Source organism: Bacillus salacetis, assembly GCF_049177075.1.
GTDB lineage: Bacteria > Bacillota > Bacilli > Bacillales > Bacillaceae_B > Rossellomorea > Rossellomorea salacetis_A.
In genome coordinates this window covers 3,293,891-3,318,383 of record NZ_CP185377.1, presented here as the reverse complement: position 1 = coordinate 3,318,383, position 24,493 = coordinate 3,293,891, and the positions used below count along the sequence as shown (strand labels likewise).

Annotated in this window: 17 protein-coding genes and 1 other annotated feature; of the genes, 13 read left to right on the top strand and 4 right to left on the bottom strand. The window is 42.6% G+C overall.

Going from position 1 to position 24,493, the window contains the following annotated elements:
- Positions 1 to 24: 24 nt before the first annotated feature.
- The 3 genes from hemL to ysxE all read left to right on the top strand — a co-directional run bounded on the left by hemL (position 25) and on the right by ysxE (position 4,024).
- Entirely contained in the window at positions 25 to 1,314 is a 1,290-nt protein-coding gene (hemL, locus tag ACOJQI_RS17400) for a glutamate-1-semialdehyde 2,1-aminomutase (protein WP_421380247.1), read from the top strand.
- 436 nt (positions 1,315 to 1,750) lie between these two features.
- Positions 1,751 to 2,911 carry a stage VI sporulation protein D gene (gene spoVID / locus ACOJQI_RS17395; protein WP_421380244.1) on the top strand — a complete coding sequence of 387 codons (1,161 nt, stop codon included), beginning with the start codon at positions 1,751 to 1,753 and terminating at the stop codon, positions 2,909 to 2,911.
- 69 nt (positions 2,912 to 2,980) lie between these two features.
- A complete protein-coding gene (gene ysxE, locus ACOJQI_RS17390; protein WP_421380241.1) occupies positions 2,981 to 4,024 on the top strand; it encodes a spore coat protein YsxE in 1,044 nt (347 codons plus the stop codon).
- Positions 4,025 to 4,042: 18 nt separating this feature from the next.
- On the opposite strand, the gene ACOJQI_RS17385 is transcribed toward ysxE, so the two are convergent.
- Complete coding sequence (locus tag ACOJQI_RS17385; protein WP_421380238.1) at positions 4,043 to 4,234, bottom strand: hypothetical protein; 192 nt, start codon at positions 4,232 to 4,234, stop codon at positions 4,043 to 4,045.
- Positions 4,235 to 4,396: 162 nt separating this feature from the next.
- Positions 4,397 to 4,621, top strand: a binding site (T-box leader).
- A 70-nt stretch (positions 4,622 to 4,691) separates the two neighbouring features.
- Here ACOJQI_RS17385 and ACOJQI_RS17380 point away from each other — a divergent pair.
- The 4 genes from ACOJQI_RS17380 to ACOJQI_RS17365 all read left to right on the top strand — a co-directional run bounded on the left by ACOJQI_RS17380 (position 4,692) and on the right by ACOJQI_RS17365 (position 13,513).
- Positions 4,692 to 7,337 (top strand): valine--tRNA ligase, encoded by a 2,646-nt coding sequence (locus tag ACOJQI_RS17380; RefSeq protein ID WP_421380235.1) that lies wholly within the window; start codon positions 4,692 to 4,694, stop codon positions 7,335 to 7,337.
- A 77-nt stretch (positions 7,338 to 7,414) separates the two neighbouring features.
- Positions 7,415 to 8,710 carry a bifunctional folylpolyglutamate synthase/dihydrofolate synthase gene (locus ACOJQI_RS17375; protein WP_421380232.1) on the top strand — a complete coding sequence of 432 codons (1,296 nt, stop codon included), beginning with the start codon at positions 7,415 to 7,417 and terminating at the stop codon, positions 8,708 to 8,710.
- A gap of 123 nt (positions 8,711 to 8,833) precedes the next feature.
- Positions 8,834 to 10,543 (top strand): diguanylate cyclase domain-containing protein, encoded by a 1,710-nt coding sequence (locus tag ACOJQI_RS17370; RefSeq protein WP_421380229.1) that lies wholly within the window; start codon positions 8,834 to 8,836, stop codon positions 10,541 to 10,543.
- Positions 10,544 to 10,696: 153 nt separating this feature from the next.
- The gene (locus ACOJQI_RS17365; RefSeq protein WP_421380226.1) at positions 10,697 to 13,513 is read left to right on the top strand and encodes a hypothetical protein; all 2,817 of its coding nucleotides are present in this window, start codon (positions 10,697 to 10,699) and stop codon (positions 13,511 to 13,513) included.
- A gap of 93 nt (positions 13,514 to 13,606) precedes the next feature.
- Here ACOJQI_RS17365 and ACOJQI_RS17360 read toward each other — a convergent pair whose 3' ends face one another.
- Genes ACOJQI_RS17360 through ACOJQI_RS17350 form a run of 3 tightly spaced genes read right to left on the bottom strand, consistent with a single transcriptional unit; the run spans position 13,607 to position 16,678 of the window.
- Entirely contained in the window at positions 13,607 to 15,610 is a 2,004-nt protein-coding gene (locus ACOJQI_RS17360) for a hypothetical protein (protein WP_421380223.1), read from the bottom strand.
- A 17-nt stretch (positions 15,611 to 15,627) separates the two neighbouring features.
- A complete protein-coding gene (locus ACOJQI_RS17355) occupies positions 15,628 to 16,218 on the bottom strand; it encodes a PilW family protein (RefSeq protein WP_421380220.1) in 591 nt (196 codons plus the stop codon).
- A complete protein-coding gene (locus ACOJQI_RS17350) occupies positions 16,160 to 16,678 on the bottom strand; it encodes a type IV pilus modification PilV family protein (RefSeq protein WP_421380217.1) in 519 nt (172 codons plus the stop codon). Before ACOJQI_RS17350 ends, ACOJQI_RS17355 begins: the two co-directional genes overlap by 59 nt.
- A 114-nt stretch (positions 16,679 to 16,792) precedes the next feature.
- Between ACOJQI_RS17350 and ACOJQI_RS17345 the strand changes: the two genes are divergently transcribed.
- From ACOJQI_RS17345 to ACOJQI_RS17320, 6 genes are read left to right on the top strand one after another with little or no spacing between them, the layout of a single operon-like run.
- Positions 16,793 to 18,289 (top strand): hypothetical protein, encoded by a 1,497-nt coding sequence (locus ACOJQI_RS17345; protein WP_421380215.1) that lies wholly within the window; start codon positions 16,793 to 16,795, stop codon positions 18,287 to 18,289.
- Positions 18,290 to 18,299: 10 nt separating this feature from the next.
- Positions 18,300 to 19,040: a PRC-barrel domain-containing protein gene (locus ACOJQI_RS17340; protein WP_421380213.1), complete on the top strand. Its 741-nt coding sequence runs from the start codon at positions 18,300 to 18,302 to the stop codon at positions 19,038 to 19,040.
- A gap of 19 nt (positions 19,041 to 19,059) precedes the next feature.
- Positions 19,060 to 20,430, top strand: coding sequence for a VanW family protein (locus tag ACOJQI_RS17335; RefSeq protein WP_421380211.1), 1,371 nt, complete (start codon positions 19,060 to 19,062; stop codon positions 20,428 to 20,430).
- 26 nt (positions 20,431 to 20,456) lie between these two features.
- Complete coding sequence (locus ACOJQI_RS17330; protein ID WP_421380209.1) at positions 20,457 to 22,118, top strand: GspE/PulE family protein; 1,662 nt, start codon at positions 20,457 to 20,459, stop codon at positions 22,116 to 22,118.
- Positions 22,119 to 22,127: 9 nt separating this feature from the next.
- Positions 22,128 to 23,171, top strand: a complete 1,044-nt coding sequence (locus tag ACOJQI_RS17325; protein WP_421380207.1) for a type IV pilus twitching motility protein PilT — start codon at positions 22,128 to 22,130, stop codon at positions 23,169 to 23,171.
- Positions 23,171 to 24,382, top strand: coding sequence for a type II secretion system F family protein (locus tag ACOJQI_RS17320; protein WP_421380204.1), 1,212 nt, complete (start codon positions 23,171 to 23,173; stop codon positions 24,380 to 24,382). The genes ACOJQI_RS17325 and ACOJQI_RS17320 overlap by 1 nt, the downstream gene beginning before the upstream one ends.
- Positions 24,383 to 24,493: the final 111 nt, after the last annotated feature.

Sequence of the window (24,493 nt, the reverse complement as noted above, 5' to 3'; positions counted from 1 at the left end):
TTAAAGAAAACGGAGGAACTTATCATGCGCAAATATGACCATTCACAACAGGCATTCAAAGAAGCAGTGAAGTTAATGCCTGGCGGGGTTAACAGTCCTGTCCGTGCATTTAAATCAGTCGATATGGATCCCATTTTCATGGAAAAAGGTAAGGGTTCGAAAATTTATGATATCGACGGGAATGAATATATCGATTATGTCCTTTCCTGGGGACCATTAATTCTTGGCCACACAAATGAAAGAGTGGTCCAATCCATAAAAGAAGTTGCCGAACTGGGTACAAGCTTCGGTGCCCCAACATTGGTTGAAAACAAGCTTGCAGAGCTTGTTATTGAACGTGTACCGTCCATTGAAATTGTAAGGATGGTTTCTTCGGGGACAGAAGCAACGATGAGTGCACTTCGTCTTGCACGTGGTTACACAGGCCGGAATAAAATTCTTAAATTTGAAGGCTGTTACCATGGCCACGGTGATTCCCTGCTGATCAAAGCAGGATCCGGAGTAGCCACTCTGGGATTGCCGGACAGCCCTGGAGTTCCTGCAGGTGTTGCAGAGAACACCATCACAGTTCCTTATAATGATTTAGAAAGCTTTAATTATGCTTTCGAACAATTCGGAGACGACATTGCCGGAGTCATCGTAGAACCCGTTGCAGGAAATATGGGAGTTGTTCCTCCGCAGGCTGGTTTCCTTGAATCACTGCGTGAGATCACTGAGAAACATGGATCACTTCTGATTTTTGATGAAGTCATGACAGGCTTCCGTGTTGGATACAACTGTGCCCAGGGATATTACGGCGTGACGCCTGATCTGACCTGCCTTGGTAAGGTGATAGGCGGCGGCCTTCCTGTTGGTGCATACGGCGGTAAAGCGGAAATCATGGAAAGAATCGCTCCAAGCGGTCCTATCTACCAGGCAGGTACCTTGTCTGGGAATCCTCTTGCCATGACTGCAGGCTACGAAACATTGAGCCAGTTGACACCTGAAAGCTATAAAGAATTCGAAAGAAAAGCGGACCGCCTTGAAGAAGGCCTTCATGCAGCTGCTGAAAAATATGATATTCCTCATACCATCAACCGTGCAGGGTCCATGATCGGCATCTTCTTCACAAACAATGAAGTGAAGAATTATGAGGGTGCTAAAAGCTCTGACCTTGGGCTGTTCTCAAGCTACTACCGTGAAATGGCAAACGAAGGTGTTTTCCTTCCGCCATCACAGTTTGAAGGGTTATTCCTGTCTACAGCCCATACAGATGAAGACATTGAGAAAACCATTCAAGCAGCAGAAAAAGCGTTCCAGCGAATTAAAGGATAATGACATTACAAGACAAAGCCAGACTGCTGGCTTTGTCTTTTTTTATGCATGATTCCTAAGATAGATATGAAGATTTATCAGCTTTTACCACGAAGCTTTTTTAGTGAACGTGAGGGGAGTGAAGTTTTTTAAAGATAATTTCCAGTTATAACCCTCCCCCTCTTGACGTAGGGGATTGGAGCGGAAGGCGTGCGACCTCCTGCGGGACTAGCGGGACAGGTGAGACCCCGCAGGCGCAGCCGAGGAGGCTCACCGCCCGCCCCGCGGAGTCGTGCGCCTGGAGCGGAAATCCATTACTTTTTCAACAGCCCCTTTTAGCGAAAAGAATGTTATTAAAAGATCATTTTAAAATTCAATTCATATTCTTACACTCCTCCTCATAAGTTGATAATGACATTGATATACCTTGTTACGGAATTGAAAGGAGGAGTTTTCTTTGTCACAAGAACAATCGTGCTTGCGATTTTCATTGGAAGAAGCTGTTTGGTTTAAAAAAGGACAGGAAGTAGAAGAATTGCTTTCCATCTCTTTAGATCCCCATATAACGATCCAAGAGCAGGAACAATATGTGTTAATCCGGGGAACTCTGGATTTAACAGGTGAATATTTACCGACAAGTTCCAATGAAGAAGAGGAGCCGGATAACTGGTATGATCTTCAGCATAATGGAAAGTATGTACATCGAGTGGATTACAGAGAAAAGGGAGAATGCGAGTTTACACACAGTTTCCCTGTCGATGTCACAATCCCCAAAAACCGGATTGCAAACCTGGATGAAATCGATGTCTATGTGGACTCTTTTGATTATGTAGTTCCGGAAAATGCCTGCCTGAAACTGAATGCCGACCTGACCATTTCGGGAATTTATGGTGAACAGCAAGTTCATGCTCCAATTGAACTCGCGGAGGACCAGGTCATAGAACCGGTCTATCGTTCTGCCCCAGCCGCTGAAATTTTCCAGGAGGCAGAGGAAGAGGAATCATTCGGTGAATTGGAAGAAGCAGATTATGAAGTTGGTAGAGATGAGGAAGAAGCCGAAGTTGAAACAGAAGTTTATTATGAAGAAGAGCCTGCAGGTGAGGAAGAAGATACTTATGAGCCTTTTACCGTAGAAGGAAGAAAGGCGCCGGAAGAAGAGGAAGAAGTTGTCATACCTATTTCTTATGAAGCCAAACAGGAGGCTGCACCTGTTTTCTCCTATGATGAAGAAGAGTTCGAATATGCAAGAGGAGAACAAATCCAATTCGAGGAAGAAGAAGCAGTAGAACCAGTGCAGGAAGTTGAACAAGAGGAAGACTTGGAGTACGAAGAGGAAAGCAGTTCTTCCCCGGAAGCGGAAACCAAGAAAAAATCCCTATTCAAAAAGAAATCTGAAACCATATCTCTAACAGACTTCTTCGCCAGAAAAGATGAAGAAAGAGCGGCGAAAATGAAGGTCTGTATCGTTCAGCAAGGGGAAACTCTTGAATTGATTGCAGATAAATATGAGTTATCGATCCCTCAGTTATTGCGTGTGAACCATTTGGAAGCCCACCAGGATGTTTCTGAAGGTCAGGTCTTGTATATCCCTCAAGAAGAAGCAGTCTATAAAAATTAACTTGTGGTGAGCAAGGTCTGATCCTTGCTCTTCTTTTTTAACGTTTAAATAATAAAGCAGGTGAAGGGAATGGCTAATGACCAAAATTTAACTGCTGTTTTGAAGCCTTACGGTGTTCAGCCTCATTTTGTAGAGGATTTTGGCAGAGTCAAGAAGGTATATACAGAAAAGGGAACACTCGCAGTTAAAAAAATCCCTGCCGGAACAGGGGTTGACTTTGTCAGGAATGTGCAGCATCTTTTTCAGTCAGGGTATCACCGGATTGTGCCAATCTATCCTACCCAGGATGGCCGGTATGCTGTATGGCATGAGAATGATTTGTATTATGTAATGCCATGGCTCGCTAATGAAGTAAAAGAAGATCATTTTGAAAGGCATCAGACACTTTTCCGTGAACTCGCCAGGCTTCATACCCTTTCTTCCAAAGAACAAAAAATCGGCAAAGAGGAACGTGAAGAACATTACGAAACTGTGAATTCGAGATGGGAGAAAGAACAAAATTTCCTTGAAGAGTATATAGAGATTTGTGAGAAGGAATGGTATATGTCACCGTTCCAGTTATCTTACTGTATGTATTATGGGGATGCTTCGCAGGCTTTGCGGTTTGCGAGAAAGAAATTTGACAGCTGGTATGAGGAATCGAAAGATCTTGAAAAGGTGAGGAGTGTGGTGGTCCACGGAAAAATCTCTCCGGAACATTTTTTATATGATGAACGGGGATCAGGATATTTTTCTAACTTTGAAAATACCAGAATCGCCTCTCCCATCCATGATCTGCTTCCATTCCTGTCCAGAACATTGAAGACGTACCCAAAAGCTTATGATGAATGCTTTGACTGGGTCATGACCTATTGCAGTCATTTTTCATTTCGGAATGAGGAGAAGCTGTTATTCCTAAGCTATCTGGCATATCCAAGCGGCCTGATTTCGATAGTGAAGAAATATCACGAAACACCCCGTGAAAAAAGGAATGAAATCAAGTTTCTAAGAAAGCTGCAGCATCACTACTGGCTGTTAAAAAACACTGAGTATATTGTTATGAAATGGGAAGAGTGGGAACAGAAGAAAAAAGAAGCGAAACAGAACGCACAAGAAGGAGCTTCATCCTCATAGCGGGGGAGAAGCTCCTTTCTATAGCCATTCAAAATAAAGTGCAAGGGCAAGACCGATGAAAATCGCCAAAAGCAATACATCAAAGGTAGTAGGGATGAGTATGGTCCGGATTCCCTGGAAAATACAGAAGGGAACACTGAACTGCTTACATACATTCCGGCATGTACGAAGCCAAGGAGGCAGTGTATAGGGATTATATTTTCTCCGCATTTTATCTCCTCCAAAAAAGGTTTATACTATTCTATGTGCCGTTTATTTATTTGTTCCACAATTGTCCGGAAACTTTTTTGAATTATTTTTTAAAAAATGGGCGATAATGATTGACGAACAGAATTAAAATCTTATACTATATTGAATAATAGTAAATACATTTGAAATGCAGAGAAAGGGAAGAGTACTTTGAAACTCGCCTCCAGAGAGGGAAATCACATGCTGAAAGATTTCCCAGGCTAAGACGAAGGAATGTCGCCCTCGAGCAGTTTCCGTGAACCATCAGTAGCGGAAGCCGGTTTAAAGCCGTTATCTCAATGAAGTGCCAGGCGTGAATTTTGCCTGTGTAAAAAGGTGGTACCGCGAATCAGCTCCCTCGTCCTTTTAGACGAGTGGAGTTTTTTTATTTTTCTGGGAAAAACCACATAGCAGCATCAACTCTAAGGAGGAAACGATTATGGAAAACAAGGAAATCAGCATGCCGACCAAATACGATCCGCAAGCGATTGAAAACGGACGGTACCAGTGGTGGCTGGACGGTAAATATTTTGAAGCGGCAAGTGATAATGAAAAAGAACCGTACACGATTGTAATCCCGCCGCCGAACGTAACGGGTAAGCTTCATTTGGGTCACGCATGGGATACGACACTTCAAGATATCCTGACAAGAATGAAGAGGATGCAGGGCTATGATGTCTTGTGGCTTCCGGGGATGGACCATGCAGGAATTGCTACTCAAGCCAAAGTTGAAGAGAAACTTCGTAATGAAGGAAAGACCAGATATGACCTTGGCCGTGAAAAGTTCCTTGAAGAAACTTGGAAATGGAAAGAGGAATACGCCAAGCATATCCGTGCACAATGGGCAAAGCTTGGACTGGGTCTTGATTACAGCAGGGAACGTTTTACATTGGATGAGGGGCTTTCGGATGCGGTTAAAGAAGTTTTCGTTAATTTATACGAAAAAGGCCTGATCTACCGTGGTGAGTACATCATCAACTGGGATCCGGCCACGAAGACTGCATTATCTGATATCGAGGTTATCCATCAGGATGTTCAAGGTGCATTCTATCATATGAGATATCCTCTGGCCGATGGGTCGGGACATATAGAAATTGCGACAACCCGCCCGGAAACCATGCTCGGTGATACGGCTGTTGCTGTTCATCCTGAAGACGACCGTTACAAGCATCTGATTGGCAAGAAAGTGACATTGCCAATTGTCGGACGTGAAATCCCCATCGTCGGTGATGACTATGTAGATATGGAATTTGGTTCTGGTGCCGTTAAAATCACACCAGCGCATGACCCTAATGATTTCGAAATCGGAAACCGCCACAACCTGGAGCGCATCCTGGTGATGAATGAAGACGGCACAATGAATGACAAAGCTGAAAAATATAAAGGAATGGACCGCTTCGCATGCCGTAAGCAAATTGTAAAAGATTTGCAAGAATCCGGCGTACTTTTCAAGATTGAAGAGCATATGCACTCTGTTGGCCATTCTGAACGAAGCGGAGCAGTAGTTGAACCATATCTTTCTACTCAGTGGTTTGTAAAAATGCAGCCTCTTGCGGACAAAGCGATTGAGCTTCAGAACGATGAGGAAAAGGTAAACTTTGTTCCAGACCGTTTCGAAACATCTTACCTTCGCTGGATGGAAAACACACGTGACTGGTGTATCTCCCGCCAGCTGTGGTGGGGACACCGCATCCCGGCCTGGTATCATAAAGAAACAGGTGAAATCTTTGTTGGCAAAGAAGAGCCATCTGACATTGAGAACTGGAGACAGGAAGAAGATGTCCTTGATACATGGTTCAGTTCAGCATTATGGCCTTTTTCCACAATGGGCTGGCCGGACACTGAAGCAGAGGATTTCAAGCGTTACTATCCGACAGATGCTCTTGTAACAGGTTATGACATCATCGGTTTCTGGGTTTCCCGAATGATTTTCCAAGGACTGGAGTTTACAGGAACACGTCCATTCAAGGATGTACTGATTCATGGTCTTGTAAGAGCTGAAGACGGCCGCAAGATGAGTAAGTCCCTTGGTAATGGTGTCGATCCAATGGAAGTCATCGACCAATATGGCGCCGACGCTCTAAGATATATGCTTTCAACAGGAAGCTCACCTGGCCAGGACCTTCGTTATTCAACGGAAAAAGTTGAATCCGTTTGGAACTTTGCCAATAAAATCTGGAACGCTTCAAGATTTGCCCTGATGAATATGGACGGACTGAAATACGAAGAGATCGATTTGACAGGCGAAAAATCTGTAGCTGATAAGTGGATCCTGACACGCTTGAATGAAACGATTGAAACCGTGACAAAACTGGCTGACCGCTATGAATTCGGCGAAGTTGGCCGTGTCCTTTATAACTTCATCTGGGATGATTTCTGTGACTGGTATATTGAAATGGCGAAACTTCCGCTGTATGGGGAAGATGAAGCGGCTAAGAAAACGACAAGGTCGATTCTCGCATATGTACTTGATAACACAATGAGACTTCTTCATCCATTCATGCCGTTTATTACCGAGGAAATATGGCAGAATTTGCCGCATGAAGGCGAATCCATCACTACTGCAGCCTGGCCGGTTGCAAAAGATGAGTTCACTGACAAAGCTGCTGCTGAAGAAATGAAGCTGCTGGTTGAAATCATCCGATCAGTACGTAATATCCGTGCTGAAGTGAATACACCGTTAAGCAAGCAGATCAAGCTTCTTCTTAAAGCAAAAGATGAGCAAACTGAAAAGACCCTTGAAAAGAACAAAGGCTATATTGAACGCTTCTGTAACCCTGAAGAACTGACGATATCTACTGAAATTGAAGCGCCAGACAAAGCAATGACCGCTGTTGCGACTGGAGTTGAACTATTCCTTCCTTTAGAAGGGCTCATCAATATTGATGAAGAAATCGCCCGTCTGGAAAAAGAACTTGAAAAATGGAATAAAGAAGTTTCAAGGGTACAAGGCAAGTTGAACAACGAGAAATTTATCAGCAAAGCCCCTCAAAAAGTTGTTGACGAGGAGCGTGCAAAAGAAGCGGATTATCTTGAAAAACGCAGCACAGTCGAAGCGCGTATCAAAGAATTGAAAGGTCAGTAAAACTGGCAAAATAACGGGACTGGTCCAAGGTGCTTACGCCTATGGGGCCGGTCCCGATTTTAGATAGGAGGCCGGAAATGATACATACATATGAGGAAGCCGTTGCCTGGATTCATTCCAGATTAAGGCTTGGCATCAAGCCGGGTTTAAACAGAATGGAATGGATGATGGAAAAGCTGGACCATCCGGAAAAAGACCTGAAAGCCGTTCATATCGCTGGTACGAATGGAAAAGGTTCCACCCTTACCTTCCTGCGTAATATATTGGAGTCAGCAGGCTATGATACCGGCACATTCACTTCTCCTTACTTTGAAGTATTCAACGAAAGGATCAGCGTTAATGGAAAACCGGTTTCTGATGAAGAAATTGTTAGACTGGTCAATATGATCATCCCCCTTGCAGATGAACTGGAAGAAACCGACTGGGGAGGCCCTTCTGAATTCGAAGTGATTACCTGCATGGCCTTATATTATTTTGCCAGAATGAATCCTGTTTCCATTGTTTTATTCGAAGTAGGACTCGGAGGCCGGCTTGACTCCACCAATGTCATTGATCCCATGATTTCAATCATCACGAATATTGGTATGGACCATACTCAATTCCTGGGGGATACGATTGGAGAAATCGCTTTTGAGAAAGCGGGGATCATCAAGGAAGGTAAACCTGTTGTGTCTGCAGCTTCACAGCCAGACGCCCAAAAAGTGATTCTATCTAAAGCAGAAGAGCTGAAAGCTGATTTATATTTGATGAATCGTGACTTTGAAGTCAGGTATACAGGACCTTCACAGCGTGGGGAAAGATTTGATTTCTTCAGCAGTCAAATGAGTAGAAGTTATGAAATTAAAATGTTAGGCAGACACCAAACCGAAAATGCGTCTCTCGCTGTTCAAGCTGCCGATATTTTGAAAGAGAGATATTCTTATCGAATTGAAGAAAGGGCCATTGAGAAAGGCTTGGCCGCAGCCTATTGGCCGGGAAGAATGGATAAAGTATATCAAATGCCGGCTGTTTATCTTGATGGTGCCCACAACCCTGAAGGAATGCAGGCGTTGATCCATACCATCAAGACAAGGTTCAACGAGAACAAGGTACATATCCTGTTAGCGGCATTAAAAGACAAAGACCTAAAATCCATGATAAGGGAACTTGAAAACGTATCAGATGATATAGCATTGACTACATTTGACTTTCCAAGAGCTGCTTCGCCGCAAGAGCTGAAAGAGTATTTTACATTTGATAAACACCATATCGTAAAAGATTGGGAAAAGTATCTGGAAACCTTTATAACAGAGGCTGTTGAAGATGATATAATGATTGTTACCGGGTCACTTTACTTCTTGTCTGCTGTCAGACCGAAGATTGTCAACACCTGATAATATTTGTGAATTTATCATGACTTTTTTAGAAGTATTTGATAAAATATTCTTAAACTTGTGACTTTTTAACTAATTTTTAGAGATTTTCGTTTTAAAGGTAATAGAATGGAGGGGATATTGATGAGAATCAGCAGAACGCAGGAAACAATAATCTGGGCAGTTTGGGCTTTGTTAGTACCTGCAGGCATTTATTTTATGTATCAATACTTCCCTCCAGTAAACGCTGATGCATACAGTATGCTGGCGTTTATTATTTTTACTATAATAATTTCTGTGATGCCAATCGTTATTAACGGCCTTCCCATCTTGCTCATACAGTGGGTTTCACTGGCTGCCTTTTTAAAATTCGGGCTGTTTTTCGAAGTGATACTTCTGCAAATCGCCATATTTACATATATGATCCGCCTTAGAGTCGGAAGAAGTGACTTGTACCGCGTACCTTGGAACTCTATCATGTTCTTTCTGATGTCTGTGTTCAGCGGCCTGGTGTATTTTTCTATCGGGGGAACGATTGGGTATTCTCCTGTTGAATCAATATTTTTCCCGGCCCTCATCTATCAGGTCTCATCCATATTATTCAATCAAGTCTTATTAATAGGCTTCCATGCATTCTTAAATCGGAAGTTCAAGCTGTTCGGCGAGGACCTGAAATGGGACTTTTCAGCAATGCTCATTATGTTTCCTATGGGTCTTGGCTTATTTTATCTTCAATATCAAATCGGTCCGATCGCGCTGTTCCTGATTGGCCTTCCGTTTATCTCGGGGGCGATGATTTTAAGGCTTTATAATTCATCTGAACAGATTAATCAATACCTGCAGAAGGCCGTGGAAATAGGCCATCAGCTGACTGAAAGCCTCCAGGTGAATGAAGTGCTTCAATTATTCCTTGATAAAATACTTCAGACCCTGCCGGTTGAATTTGCTTACATATTGGACGTCAAAGGGGATGAACTGGTCCTTTTGAGACGAGTCGAAAACAATGAAAACAAACATATAGACCTTCCACCGCTGAAAAGAAATGAAGGAATCAGCGGGCTGGTGTGGGCAACGGGTAAGTCGGCGCTTTTCCATACAAAATCCGATTGGACTGAAGTTGTCAAAGGATATATGCCTGATAATGTGGAAAGCGTTTTGTGCGTTCCGATTGTCAGGAACCAAAAGGTGAGAGGAGTCCTGCTTCTGGCATCTTCTAAAAAGAGGGCATACAAAAGGTATCAGTTGATGATCGTGGATATCTTGTGTTCATACCTTGGTGTCGCCATCGCAAATGCACGGCACTATGAAACAACTAAAAGGAACAGTGAACGCTGTGCCCTGACCAAGCTTTATAACTACAGGTATTTCGAAAACCTGCTGTCCAGTGAGTTTAATTCGATGCAAGCGGGAGAACGAGTTTGTATGTCTTTAATCATGCTGGATATTGACCACTTTAAATCCGTCAATGATAATTATGGACATCAAAGTGGAAACGAGATTCTTTATGAGCTGGCCAGGAGACTGGAAACACTTATAGGAGATGAGGGAACGGTCGCCCGTTACGGCGGTGAGGAGTTTGTCATATTACTGCCTGATACCACAAAAGAAGACGCCTTCCTTATTGCGGAGATTGTGCGACGGACAATTGCAGACCGTCCATTCATTTTACATAGTAATCTTGAAGCCGAGAGAAAGACCCTTGAACTCAATGTGACGGCCAGTATCGGAGTGGCAACCGCTCCTCTTGATGCCGACGACAGTATGTCCCTCATCAGGCATGCGGACCGGGCCCTGTATACAGGTGCAAAGCAGGCAGGCAGGAACCGTGTTGCGGAATATGTTAAGTCTTCTTGAAACCCCGTTTTTTCGACGGGGTTTTTATTTTGTAAAATTTTCTTTGAATGAGTACTTTGGTCTATATAAAGATAGGATAGCTTGCTATAATAGTAGATAAGTAGGGAATTTTAGTGAAGTATTGACAATAACTGACAATAAGGAGGGGAGAATTTGAAAAAGAGGTTTTCATTAGGAATAATTTTTACAATCATATTCTGTTTTATTTTACATACCTCCTTTGCCAGCGCAGCAGAAAAACCTTCCATAGAATTTTCCGTACAACCCAGTGCCAATGAATATGTAAAGCCTCAGAGCGGGGATGCACAGGGCCGGCTGGATATAGAATTGACTCCAAAGGGACAAGCGACCAATGAAGCGAGAAAGCCAATAGATGTTGTGTTTGTGCATGATACTTCTGGATCGATGGCGGATACTTTCGGAGGAGTCAAAAAAGCAACAAGTGCTAAAAATGCTTTGAAAGAGTCTTTGAAATTCTTTGACCAGAATAAACAAAGTAATGACAAATATTATTTTGTTCCTTTTGATAGTGATGTAAGTTATAAGTCATATGGGAATAGAAAGGTTCAACCGACAGAAGGTATAAGCAGCATCCAAGGAATCGCAGAGAACCTTGATTTTGGTGAAAAATATTGGGTGAGAAAATTCAGTTGGCTTATTGGTTACTATTGGGAACAAGATGGATTTGATTTCAGTGTAGGAGGAACTAATTATACCCAATCGCTTGAGTATGCACTCACAAAATTTTCAGGCATGAGAGATGCGAAGAGATACATTATATTTTTGACTGATGGAGAGCCCACTTCTCTTCAATATAATAACCGACAGTACACTCTTTTTACTGACGGATCAACCAGTGGTGGCAGTTATAATGAAGTGAAGAAAATTATTCATGAAAAAGCGGTAGCATCAGCAGAGAAACTTGGAATGAATGAAGTGAAGATGTACAGTATCGCCTTTGCGGAACCTGGGCAGGTAAACTACCAACTGTTAGAATCGATGTCTAATAAAACGGGTGGAAGAGCCATCCAGGCAAATCCTGATAGTCTTTCAAATGTCTTTACGGATATTTCGAAGGAATTCAACTCTCCTTCTGTAAGTGGCGAGGTCCAGATTGACTTAAAAAAATTTAACGGGAAAGTGAAATTAGCTCCGGAGTCTGATGCTTATATTGACAATAACAATGTTGTTCACATGAAGTATAATTTTACCTATCCGATTGGAAAACAGCCTTCACCGGGCAATTTACAGATGAATCTGCCGCTGTTGTTCACAGAGAAGGGCGAATATGTATTTGACAATATTAAACTGATCTATAAGGATTTTGACGGTAGCAGCCAGCCTGCCGTTACCCATCCGGCTGTCAGTATAAAGATTGTCGATGAAGCTGCGCCGAAATTTACAAGCAGCGTGAAATTGGTTGGAAACAAATATCACAACCCGGAAAATCTTGTGAAGATGGGAATGCAAAGCAACGAACATAATGAATTTTCGATTGCGTATGAACTGACTCCATCTGCTGTATTAGCCAATAAGTCAGGAACGCTGAAAGATATAAGGATCATCCAGCCGCTGCCTGATGGCGTCAGCTTAAAGAGCCAGAATTTACAATCCGCCATTTCAACTATTCTTACAGGCTCATCAGTCACAGAAATTACCCATAATGGCCAAAGAGCGTTAGAGATCAGATTAGGAAGCTCTATAGCGTATAACCGTTACGGATTTACTCCTGCAAGTATGAATTTCACTGTCTTGTTACAGGCTGACTGGGCAATGAATCTTGTTAAGATGCCAAGATCGACGATTTATTATGAGGACTCAAACTTCAATGCACAGAGCCACAGTCTTACTTCACACAGCGGTTATATCGGACTGCAGGTATTGCTTGGAGGAATGAACGATAATACCAGCTATATCGGGGATCATTCCGGAAAGCTGACGAAGAAAAATGACTCCGAGGGAAGGATTATTTCAGAGATTAGTCCGTACTCTAAGCCAGTAAGAGGACTTGAATTGAAAAATGGTGATACGATCGTTATTCATTACAGTGACGGACATATTCATGAGATCTATCTGAAAACAGCTATTGAACTCATTGAGACTCAAACGGATAGGACATTGACAAACAATCAACAAACTGAAGGGCCTGTCTCGTTTAAAGTTGTAAAGCTTGTCAGTGGAGAAGGTGTCACCTATGAGTATCAGGTTGTTTCGGATGAGGGCACAACCCAATGGAATAGCTTTGATCCAGCAGCCACTATTAATCTGCCAGAGTCATTAACAGGAACAGTTGAAGTAAGGGTGAAAACCACTGGCGGATTTACGTTGAATGAAGAGCCGGTTTCACAAGTGGTCGAAATTATGAAAAAAGTAAAAGCCATCAAGGTGTCACCGAATCCGATAGAGTTGAAGGTCGGGGAATCTATTGAGATTCAAATTGACCTGGAACCATTTGATGCACCGAACAGAAATTTTGATGTCACACTGGAAAAAGGCAATGGTACGATTGCCAGTTATACTGAAGGTTCACATCGAGTACTGGGGGTGGCTGCTGGACAAGATTATTTGATTGTCACTGCAAAAGGCTCTCAGGCCAGTATTTCTGTCCCTGTAACCGTGATTGATCCCTATGTGAAATTGGAAGAGGTAAGATTTAAACAAGATTTGTTCACGCTGCCGCTGACTGACCAACAAATCCCTTTAGAAGCGCTTCTGATTTTCAACCCATCAGATGCCACCAATAAAGAATTGGCGGAAGTCGTTTCAGGATCGAAGGAGATTAAAGTGGTCAGGGAAGGCGGAGAATGGTACCTCGAGACTGAAAAATTGGGTACCACTTCCGTTACAGTGGTTGCCGAAGAAGATAGTTCCATTAGTGATACTGCTGTATTTAAGGTGGTTTCCCCGGATGAAGATGAAAATGAAGATGGGGAAGATGGAAGTGATTCGTATATAGACGGAAGATGGTAAAGTAAAAACTGACTCGCCAAATGAGAACTCCATTAGGCGGAGTCAGTTTTTTTATAAAAAAAAGCATTCCCGCTTAAAGGGAATGCTTTCTCATTAATCTACCCTGATTTCATCACTGAAGAGGGAGAGATGATCTGTTTTTGGAAGTGCATCAATTTTCTGAAGCAGTATGTCTCGATTGTAATTGATATTAAAGCGTGAAAAGTGATTATCCTGCTGAATTCGGGTTGAAAAGAGGTCCGCTTCCTGGATACTGTCGATGTCACCCCTTATGGCGTTGATTTCCAGGGTGTCGTTCGCAAAAACGCCTCCGTCAATCTGGAAAAGCGACCCTACTCCGTAAAGTTCAGCGCTGTCATCTGTATAAAAGAATGCTTTTAATGGCTTAATGCTCGTATCAGGAATAGTGCCTTGGAAGTTTTCCGGTTCAGAACTGTCATCAAAGTTTTTGAATTCGTTCATCCTTGTGACAGTGAGTTTATCACCAGATAAAAGGACAAGTTGCTTTTGATTGCTTTCACTGCCTGATATATTAAGATTGGAAATCAAGGATTCTCCTCTGGCGTAAATCACGGAGTCAAATTCAATTTCGTCATTTTCTTCGTTGTTTCCCTCATTGCTGTCCCCTTGTATAACAAGGTTTTCACCGGCGAATAAATTGCCCGTTATGAAGGATTTAGTATCAAGTGATTCAATAGTCAGCGTTTTACCTGCCAAAATATAACCAGGATCTGAGCTTTCATAGTTAAACAAAAACCCCTCATCCTTTCCTTGAATGGTGATGTTCCCTGCAGATATTATATCGCCATCCACCTGGATGGTGTCATTCAAGTTCACCAAATGTATATCCCCAGTTGCAATAATATCATTCAGTTTGATTGATTTATTGCCGATTACATAGATATCACCATCAGCTACAATTTTCCCGGTAAAGTTTAAGGCGGATTCAACACTTGAAATGACAAGGTCTCCTGGAACCTCCAGAGTCGAAGACAACATTTCATCAATCAATTTATAGCTGTTGTCCCTTTCTCCCGCTGATATTCCCAAATCTTGAAGGGATGGCAGGCCAGTCAGGAGACCGCCTCCTCCTAAAAGATTATCCAATGGTTTTTTCAGTACATCCGGCAGGTTTGTAATACTAAAAGTATACTGTTCTTTTATTGAATTCCTCAGATGCTGTGAAAGATTGTTTACGGTTGGTGTTTGCCTGAATCCTTGGTCTAGCTGGATCTCATTAATTCTTTCAGTAAAGGTATCTTCAAAGTCCACTGCAATGAACTGGCTGTCATTTTTCAGGTCAGGCAGCTCGCCATGATAAAATTTTTCTGCAGTTAAGGTATCCATAACCGTTTTATAGTCTGCTCGGGAAGAGTTAATATATATGTCTCCAAAAATTGAAGAATAGGGTGTTTCAATTTCCTCTTCTGTTCCCCCGGTCAATTGATAGTGAGCATTTTTATCAAGAATGATCTCATTACCAAATACATTCCCGACAATATTTGGCGATCCATTCAAAATGGTTTTATTTCCCGCACCTGCAGCATATTTCAGGAAGCCTGGCAGCGGTGACAGGATGACACGTTTACGGATGGTCCTGTTCACTTTTCCCTCCTGATTTTCAGGTGTATGGACAGTGACAACAAATTCGAGAACCCTGGTCAGTTGGAGGGAAGAATCGATATTAAACGTTTTAAGGCTGGATAGTCCGTCTCCCAAACACTGATTTTCTTCCCCGGATATAAGATATTGAGGCCTGTTTGCAGTCACGTCCACGATATTCACACATGAAATGCTGTCATTCATGGAAGTGCTGCCAATCCGGGAGGTGAAGTAGGATGACAGTTTTGAAGTGAGATTCAAAGGTGAAAGCTGTTCTATTTTGAAATTATTCTGGACCAGCTTTGTTGAAAGATCCGCTGTCAATTCATCAATTAATTTCAACCCTTCATATGTAATATCAATATCTGTCTCCCTGACTTCAGTTCTTTTTGCTCCGCCGATGGAAGCAGAGAGCACTCCCATACCAATCGTAATAACAACCAGGGATGTAATCATCACGGTTATGAGAGTATTTCCTTTTTCATTCAACTTCAATTCACTCCCCCCTTTATTTAAAATCCAAATTGGCTCTGAAGGTTCAATTGTTTATTATGCTTTGCATGTTTGACCTTGAAGTTAAGAGAAATGATGGCGTTTGTACATTTGCCTTCTCTATTTGTTTCAGAACAGGTGTAGCTGATTTCTGAGTCCTTGAAGTCAGAAGGAGTTTCAATGATCGTGCTTCCACTTGCCCAGACTTGCCGGCCATTGACTTCCGTTAAATGCAATTTGAAGGATTCTTCGTCTGCTTTTTGTTTATCTTGATCCAGGACAGCCGGGTTATATTGATTTTGGGACGTTTCCACATTATCTACAAACTTCAGGCAGTTATCCTCTTCACATTCGGTTACATAGTCAAAGGGCTTTGAATACAAACTTTTCATCATCATGGCAGAAGCATAGTCTGCATCCTCCCTCAATTGGGCTTCAATGCTGACTTTTTCATAGATTTTATAACCTGTTATGAATGTTCCCCAGATAACTGGAAAAAGGATGGCTGAGATGGCAAGTGTGAGAAGGAGTTCTATCAAGGTGAAGCCCCCCTCAGCGGATGTCTTCGCTTTTAACCGTTCCATCCACTGTCGTACTGAACTCCTTTTCATTTGCGGTCCACCTCACTTCTGCAATTATGGGTATATAGTAATCTAGTTCTTCTTCATTTCTGGAAGATACTTCTTCTGATCTGATATCCACTTCATAAGCAGTTTCGTTGATAGTAATATCTCTACAGTTTGAAGGTATGGCTTCTCCGGAGGGGAATGTTTTATATGCATCATTGCAAATTTTTAATAGTAAAAAATGATCATCCTGACCTGTACTGCCTTCATTTACACCGGCGAATTCCCGTTTTGTTTCCAAGAAGCTTTGGCCTTCCATATACATTAAAGCGTTTCGTGCCACATTGACGGCAACGGTTTTCTTTTGATTCATATTGGTATATGTACCTGCCTGAAAGAAAAAATTCAAAAAGACCAGCAGTACCGTACTTAGTATGGTAACTGAGACTAATACCTCAATAAGTGTCAAACCTTGGTTATTTCTTAAGATATTTGACAGTTTCATTCTGTCACCTTCTTTCAAAATGCCTGACTTTATTATACAATATCTAAGAGTCGAAAAATGTAGATGTAGGACAAAATTCATAGAAAAATTATATATTTTGAAGGGAGTGAAAGGATGGAGGTATATATTTTTGCACTTATAGCCTTTGTGGTCCTTTTGCCTGTGCTATTTTTCCTGCCCGGCGGGATAACGAAGAAAGGGAAGATCGGGATAGCCGCGGGAGCACTGTTTATTTCTTTATTGGGCCTGCTGGCATTGAACCAATATTCGCTTTGGATGGTCGCTATTATTTTATTTATCTTAGTTATGGTTTCCTCTCTGGTCATTGGAAACCGCTTCGGTCCGCAGCTGCTTGCAGAAGATGGAGTCCAGGAAACAAACAGTCCCGCATCTACTGAAGACATAGAGAAAGAAGAAAGAGTTCTTTTCAGTACAGTGGGTGAAGTGCTTGAGCCGGCAGAAAACACTTCTGAAGAGACAGGAGATCCCATTGAACAAGGAATCATCATGGAATCAGAAAATGATTCCCAAGTGGAAACGGATGAAGAAGGGCTTGAGGAAATACCGCTTCTTGCTGAAACAGACATCCCAGAAGAGGAAGTAACAAGACAAATCGACTTCGAAGAAAATGATGACCTTCTGGAAGGTGAAGAGGAAATCCTTGAAGAAATGCCAAATGACATAACAAGTGAAGAAGATTTAAGTGAGATTGAGTGGCTGATTCAACAGGAGGACCAAGATATTGAGCCAGTACATAATTTTGAAAATGATGAACAGGTTACTGATAACGACGATTCAATTGAAGAAAGGCCAATTATAGGCGCGTCAGAAGAATCTCAATCGGAGATGCCGGATGAAAATGATGAGATTCTTAGTGAGATTGAATTAATGATTGATCAAGTGGAAGAAGACCCTGAGGCTGCTATATCGGATGTCCCTAAAGTTGAAGACGAACTTGAAACCATCGAATTGCCGAATAAAGAGATAGAATCTTTTGAACATGAGGTAAGTGAAGATCTTCTACATTTAGAAGAGGTAACAGAGGAAACCGAACATAATGAAGAAGCAGAAGAGCTTCTTATAGAAGTAGATTCATCCCAAATCGCTGAATTTGAAATTCCTGAAGAAGAGAAGCTCAATTCTAATGAAGATCTGCTGGAAGAAAAGTTTGAATCGCTTGAAACAGAAGAAGAAAAACCTGAACAGGAAGAAGTTATTTCAGATGAGCTGGTAGAGGAAGAGATCCGCCAGGAAAATGCGCAGGATGATCAAGAATCAGAAACCCATTCACCGCTGCAAACGCGGGTCATCCAAACAATCGCAGAAGAATTGATCTACTATAAAAATAAACTGTCCCTGAAAGAATTTGAAGAGTTAGTCGGACAGTATCTTCACCCTAAATTGCACGACAGGGATTATTTTGTTCTCTCTCAGCAATTGATCCAGCGATACCATGAATCAAAAGAATTTACTAAACTTAAAATCTTTATAGATGAGATCGAGGAGAGATTCATCTCTTATCCGATTTTGAAAAGTGAATTGAATGATTATAAAGAAATTGCATGGAAGAATATTGTAAAACAACAAATGATGAGAAACGGAAGGGAATAGGTGTAACGGTATGAAAAAGAGTGCTGAAATTGTAGGATTACCGATCATTAGTATCAACGATGGAGTGGAGATTGGGAGTGTCAAATCATTGGTTGTCAATCCAGAAAAAGGGTCAGTCGACTTTCTGACGATTGAACATGAAGACTGGCAAGTGAGCGTCAAGGCGATCCCTTTTAAAAAGGTGATTGGGATCGGGGAGTATGCTGTAACGGTTGAAAATATCAATGCAGTAATTGATTTGAATGAAATTCCGATTGCAAATGCACTGGTAAATAAAAAAATCAGAATCAATGATACAAGGATCATGTCCCGAAAAGGGCAGTTGATAGGTGAAGCCAAAGAATACTTTGTCGATGATGAAACGGGTAATATTATTGGAATTCTTGTTGCAATGAAAGATAGCGAGAAAATCTTGGAGTCTGAACAAATCTTGACTTACGGAAAGGACATTCTGATTGTACAGGAAGGTTCTGCCGGCCACTTTAAAGATTCCGTAGAAGACCTCCTGCCTGAAAACAAGAAGGAAGAAAACCTTGAATTCGAAGAAACAGGGTCAAGTGATGATTTGGAGAATATCAAGAATAAGCAGGCGGACCTTTTAAAAGGCAAGAGGGTAACCAAAGATATTTTAGGTGTTTCGGGTGAGACCCTGATACCAAGCGGCACCATCCTTACTGCAGGGGATATTTCCAAAGCACAAAACGAGGGACCGTCCGTTTTTGTTGAATTGACAATGAATACACAAGAATAATGGGAAAGGAGCAATTGACATGGAGAACAGACCATTTAAGAAAGTATTTTTTCCATTACTCTCTGCCACAGTATTTATTTTCGGTTTTTCCCATGCTGGCTCTTTTGCATTAGATAAATTTACCGAAGGATCTGTGATTAAACCATCTACAAAAGTGGCTTCCATTGATATAGGAGGACAGCCGGAGCAGCAGGCAAAGGAAGCCTTGGCCCAGGCTGTAGCAGATTGGAAAGCAACGGCAGTCCTGAAAGTTGAACTTTCAGGCGAGGAAACACTTATAGATCTGTCAGTCTTTCACATTGATATCAATAAAAGTTTCCAGAGTGTAAATGAGGGAGGAGTCAATCCGTTAGCTGTCTCTTTAGATAGTGATATGCTCATGCAGCAGCTGACAGCTGCTTTCCCCGATATGAAGGCCGAAGAAATGGAAACGGAGGCTTTTCAGCAGGATTTGATCAGCCAGGCCTCTATGCTTCCGAGCGATTCTGTCATTTCTTTAAGTAACTACTTTCCTAAAGGAAGTGTTGAAGAGGTAACAGCAGAGGCCCTTTCTGAAAAGATAACAATCACTCCTGAAATTAAGAGATTTATAGACACTTTTCCGGAAATTGCAATTAAACAAGGGTCAGACTTTTCATTTCTGCAGAACTTGGAAGATAAAGGGTTCTCTACAGATCAGGACCTTAGTTTGATCACTTCACTGTTGTATAAGCTCATCCTGAAAACCAATTTTACGATCATTGAAAGAAATACAAGCCAGGAACTGCCTAAAGAAGTTGAGCTTGGATATGAGGCGAAAGTAGATGCATCAAGCCATCAGGATTTTGTTTTCGCCAATCCAAACAAAACCGATTATGTTATTCAACTGGAGCTGCTGAATAATCAGATCTACGCCCAATTGATCGGGTTCCCATTGGCAACCGACTATAAGGTTTCATTAAAGGATAAAGAGGAATTCCCGCCAAAGAAGATCGTGCAGTACAATCCGTTTCTGGAGAAGAATGTAGTAAGGGTGCAGGAGGAAGGCTCTAAAGGTGTGTTGATTAAAGTATTCCGCCAGAGTATCGGTGAAAACGGGGAAGTATTGGCGGAAGAACAGATTGCTGAAGATTTCTATCCCCCTGTTCACCGGATTGAGATTCGTAGTTTAGAAGAGGCGCCGGAAGATGTCGAAGAAACCGATATTATCGATACACCGTTAGCTGAAACTGAAGATTCTGATTCAGAAGGCACCAATGGACCTCCGCCTAATTCAGGGAGCAGTGAAGAGGATGCTAAAGAAGAAACTGGAAAGTCTTCTGACAACAGCGATAGTACCAGTGCCGCTTCTACTTCAGGTCCTGGAACGGCATCTAAGTCTGATTCGAATGAAAAACGTGAGAATAAATGAAATAAATCTAATAAGCTGGTGATTGCATGGTTCAGACCAGAAAAAGGCTTGGAGATCTTCTAGTGGAAGCGGGCCTTATTTCAGAAGAAAAACTTAATATGGCCCTTCGGGAAAAAGAACAGGGGCAGAGGCTTGGAGATGCCATCCTCCAAAAAGGGTACATAACCGAGCAGCAGTTGATCGAAGTACTTGAATTTCAACTTGGGATACCGCATGTGAGTTTATACCGCTATCCTTTTGATACAACTCTGTTTCACCTGATTCCAAAGGAAGAGGCAAAACGCAACTTGATGATTCCTTTGAAAAAAGAGGGAGAAAAACTGTACGTTGCCATGTCGGATCCTATGGACTTCTACACAATAGAAGATTTAAGGCTCTCCACGGGCTTTCAGATTGAAACCGCCATCGCTACAAAAGATGATATTCTCAGAGCCATTACTAAATATTACGACACAGAAGAAGGCTTTGAAGAGCTTGTCAATGAAAAGCAGGATAAAAACACCATTGAAGAACAAACGATTGTCGACCAGGATTCGCCGATTGTTAAGCTCGTAAACCAGATCCTTTCGAATGCCGTCACCCAAAAGGCAAGTGATATCCATATTGATCCTCAGGAAACAAAGGTATCCATCCGTTACCGTATTGATGGTGTGTTAAGAACTGAACGTAATCTTCCGAAACATATGCAAAGTATGCTGATTGCCAGGATCAAAATCATGTCCAATCTGGATATTACAGAATTCAGGATCCCTCAGGACGGCAGAATCAAGACGAATGTTGATTACAGGCCTGTCGATCTCCGTGTTTCGACTCTTCCAACCGTATTTGGGGAAAAGGTCGTCATGCGTATACTCGACCTCAGCTCTGCACTGAATGATATCAAACAGCTCGGTTTCAACAAACTCAACTTTAAACGGTTCATGGATATGATCCAGCAGCCTACAGGCATTGTACTGATTACCGGTCCGACGGGCTCTGGTAAATCATCCACCCTTTATGCCGCGTTGAATCATTTAAACAGTGAAGAAGTCAACATCATAACGGTTGAAGACCCGGTAGAGTATCAGCTTGAAGGTATCAATCAGATTGGTGTCAATCCTAATGTCGGTCTTACTTTTGCCAAAGGCTTAAGGGCCATCCTCCGTCAGGACCCCAATGTCATCATGGTCGGGGAGATACGTGATAAGGAGACGGTAGAGGTTGCCATTCGTGCTTCACTGACAGGGCATTTAGTCCTCAGTACCATCCATACCAATGACTCTCTTGGCACGGTTACCAGACTTCTGGATATGGGAGTGGAACCTTTTCTCGTTGCATCGTCTTTAAGCGGCATCGTGGCTCAGCGTCTGGTGAGAAAGGTATGCAGGGACTGCGGGCGTGAACAGGTGCCAAGCAAACGTGAGATTGAAATCTTCGCCAAAAGGGGCATGAAGATCGATAAAATCATGCGCGGTGAAGGCTGTTCTTCCTGTAACATGACGGGCTATAAAGGGCGATTGGCTATCCATGAAGTCCTTGTTATGAATGATGATATGAAGAAAGTGATTTTAAACGGAGAGCCGTTTTCAAAATTGCGTGAGCACGCAGTGAAAAACAAGACCATTTTCCTTGTGGATGATGGGCTTTTGAAAGTGAAGCAGGGATTGACAACCACCGAAGAAATTCTTCGGGTAGCAATTTCGGAATAGGTGATGGCAGTGAAAGAAAAAATTGACTACTTATTGCGTTCAGCATATGAACTTAAGGCATCGGATATACACTTGACAGTTGGATCCCCTCCGGTATTCCGTCTTCATGGGGATTTGAAAAGATACGGAAAAGAAATCCTAAAACCAGCGGATACCGAAGGAATGGCGAAATCGATCATCCCGGAAGATCTGTGGCAAATGTTCCTTGAACAGGGTGAGCTAGATTTCTCCTATGGAATACCCGGCATTTCCCGCTTCAGGATCAATGCCTATCAGCAGCGCTCCTGTATTTCGCTTGCCATCCGCATTGTCCCGACAAGTATTCCAAGTATCGATGACTTGGGCCTGCCTCAGGTTTTGAAAAAAATCACGGAAAAACCTCAAGGGCTCGTACTGGTGACCGGTCCCACGGGAAGCGGGAAATCAACCACGCTGGCATCCATGATTGATCACATCAATAGAACGATGAGGAAGCATGTCATCACGCTTGAGGATCCTATCGAATATCTTCACAAGCATGGGAGCAGCATCATCGACCAGCGTGAAGTAGGGTTTGATACAAAGAACTTTTCCAGGGGGCTGCGCAGTGCCCTCCGCCAAGACCCGGATATTATCCTTGTCGGAGAGATGCGGGACCTTGAAACGATACATACAGCGATTACAGCTGCTGAAACAGGACATCTTGTCTTTGCAACGCTGCATACATCAAGTGCCGCAGCCACGATTGAGCGTATTGTGGATGTATTCCCTCCAGAGCAGCAAGCCCAGATCCGCATCCAGCTGGCCTCTGTTCTTGTAGCGATCCTTTCGCAACGATTATTTCCTGTGATTGATAAAAAAGGAAGAAGAGCTGCAACTGAACTGCTTGTCAATAACCCGGCCATTGCCAATCTGATCCGCTCTGAAAAAGTCCATCAGATTGATAATATTCTGCAGACATCAAAAGGAATGGGGATGCATCTCATGTCTTCAAGCATTAAGAACTTATATGAATCCGGCGTTATATCCCGTGAGTCAGCCTTTCCTTACATCGAAATGGAGCAGACAACCTAATGGCACGCTTCAAATATACAGGGCGCGGACGGACAGGAAAGAAGTCAGGGGTATTGACGGCAGGATCGACGAGAGAAGCGATGCTGAAACTGAAAAATCAAGGCATCAGGGTCATTGAAATGAATGAGGTACCGGAAACCCTTCTGACAAAGGATATTGCAATCGGGAATCCGGTAAAACTTCAGCATATGGTCATCTTTCTAAGGCAGTTTGCCACCCTTCTGCAGGCAGGTGTGACAGTGGTCGATGCAACGGATATCCTTTCCTCCCAGACCGAGAGCAAAGCCCTCAGCAGGGTGCTATCTGAAGTCCAGATGGAATTGAAAGATGGGAATCCACTCTCGGATTCTATGGCGAAGCACCGCCGGGTTTTTGAACCGATGCTGATCAACATGGTCAGGGCAGGAGAAGCATCCGGAAGCATAGACGAAACACTTGAAAGTCTGGCTACTCACTACGAAAAGCAGCACATGACAAAACAGAAGATAGTCTCGGCACTTGCTTATCCAGCAGTGGTTGGAGTGATTGCGATAGCAGTTGTCATATTCCTGCTCGTGGCAGTGGTGCCTACTTTTGTGACCATGCTCGCGGATTTTGGAGGCGAACTGCCTGCGATCACGAAGTTTGTTCTTGGATCCAGTGAATTCATGCAAAAATACTGGTATCTGGTGACTGCGGGAATGGCTGCTATTGCAGCGGGGATCATGGCAGTGAAAAAGAATAGCAGGACGAAATATTATTTCGACTATACGATGCTTCGAATGCCGATATTCGGCCCTATGATTCAAAAGGCCGCACTGGCCAGAATGACTAGAACGCTTAGCTCCTTGTTCTCAAGCTCAGTGCCGATTCTACAAGCGTTGGCCATCGTTGAAAAGGTCGTGGAAAATGAAGTGGTTGCCCGGGTGCTGCGTGATTCCAGGGACTCATTGGAAAAAGGGACCTCCTTGACTGAACCGATGAAGAAACACTGGGCTTTCCCGCCGCTGGTCACACAGATGATTGCCATCGGGGAAACCACAGGTTCACTAGATTCCATGCTGGGGAAAGTCGCAGACTTCTATGAAAAAGAAGTAGAGAACAGTACAGATAGATTGAAATCTCTCATAGAACCGTTAATGATTGTGGTACTTGCGGCACTGGTAGGAACCATTGTAACGTCAATCATGGTACCGATGTTTGAGATCTTCAACAACGTTCAAGGTTATTAAACAATTTCTTTAAAAATTTTACAATTACCCGCTTTATTTGACAAAATTGTCATGTATAATTAAAAGAGGAATACTATTTACCTAATCTAAAAGACTTATAGGAGGAACGGA

What these genes read in the sequence shown, in the direction of transcription:
- hemL (WP_421380247.1), top strand. Translation starts at nt 25, where the DNA reads ATGCGCAAATATGACCATTCACAACAGGCATTCAAAGAAGCAGTGAAG.
- ysxE (WP_421380241.1), top strand. Translation starts at nt 2,981, where the DNA reads ATGGCTAATGACCAAAATTTAACTGCTGTTTTGAAGCCTTACGGTGTT.
- ACOJQI_RS17385 (WP_421380238.1), bottom strand. Translation starts at nt 4,234, where the DNA reads ATGCGGAGAAAATATAATCCCTATACACTGCCTCCTTGGCTTCGTACA.
- ACOJQI_RS17380 (WP_421380235.1), top strand. Translation starts at nt 4,692, where the DNA reads ATGGAAAACAAGGAAATCAGCATGCCGACCAAATACGATCCGCAAGCG.
- ACOJQI_RS17375 (WP_421380232.1), top strand. Translation starts at nt 7,415, where the DNA reads ATGATACATACATATGAGGAAGCCGTTGCCTGGATTCATTCCAGATTA.
- ACOJQI_RS17370 (WP_421380229.1), top strand. Translation starts at nt 8,834, where the DNA reads ATGAGAATCAGCAGAACGCAGGAAACAATAATCTGGGCAGTTTGGGCT.
- ACOJQI_RS17355 (WP_421380220.1), bottom strand. Translation starts at nt 16,218, where the DNA reads ATGAAAAGGAGTTCAGTACGACAGTGGATGGAACGGTTAAAAGCGAAG.
- ACOJQI_RS17350 (WP_421380217.1), bottom strand. Translation starts at nt 16,678, where the DNA reads ATGAAACTGTCAAATATCTTAAGAAATAACCAAGGTTTGACACTTATT.
- ACOJQI_RS17345 (WP_421380215.1), top strand. Translation starts at nt 16,793, where the DNA reads ATGGAGGTATATATTTTTGCACTTATAGCCTTTGTGGTCCTTTTGCCT.
- ACOJQI_RS17340 (WP_421380213.1), top strand. Translation starts at nt 18,300, where the DNA reads ATGAAAAAGAGTGCTGAAATTGTAGGATTACCGATCATTAGTATCAAC.
- ACOJQI_RS17335 (WP_421380211.1), top strand. Translation starts at nt 19,060, where the DNA reads ATGGAGAACAGACCATTTAAGAAAGTATTTTTTCCATTACTCTCTGCC.
- ACOJQI_RS17330 (WP_421380209.1), top strand. Translation starts at nt 20,457, where the DNA reads ATGGTTCAGACCAGAAAAAGGCTTGGAGATCTTCTAGTGGAAGCGGGC.
- ACOJQI_RS17320 (WP_421380204.1), top strand. Translation starts at nt 23,171, where the DNA reads ATGGCACGCTTCAAATATACAGGGCGCGGACGGACAGGAAAGAAGTCA.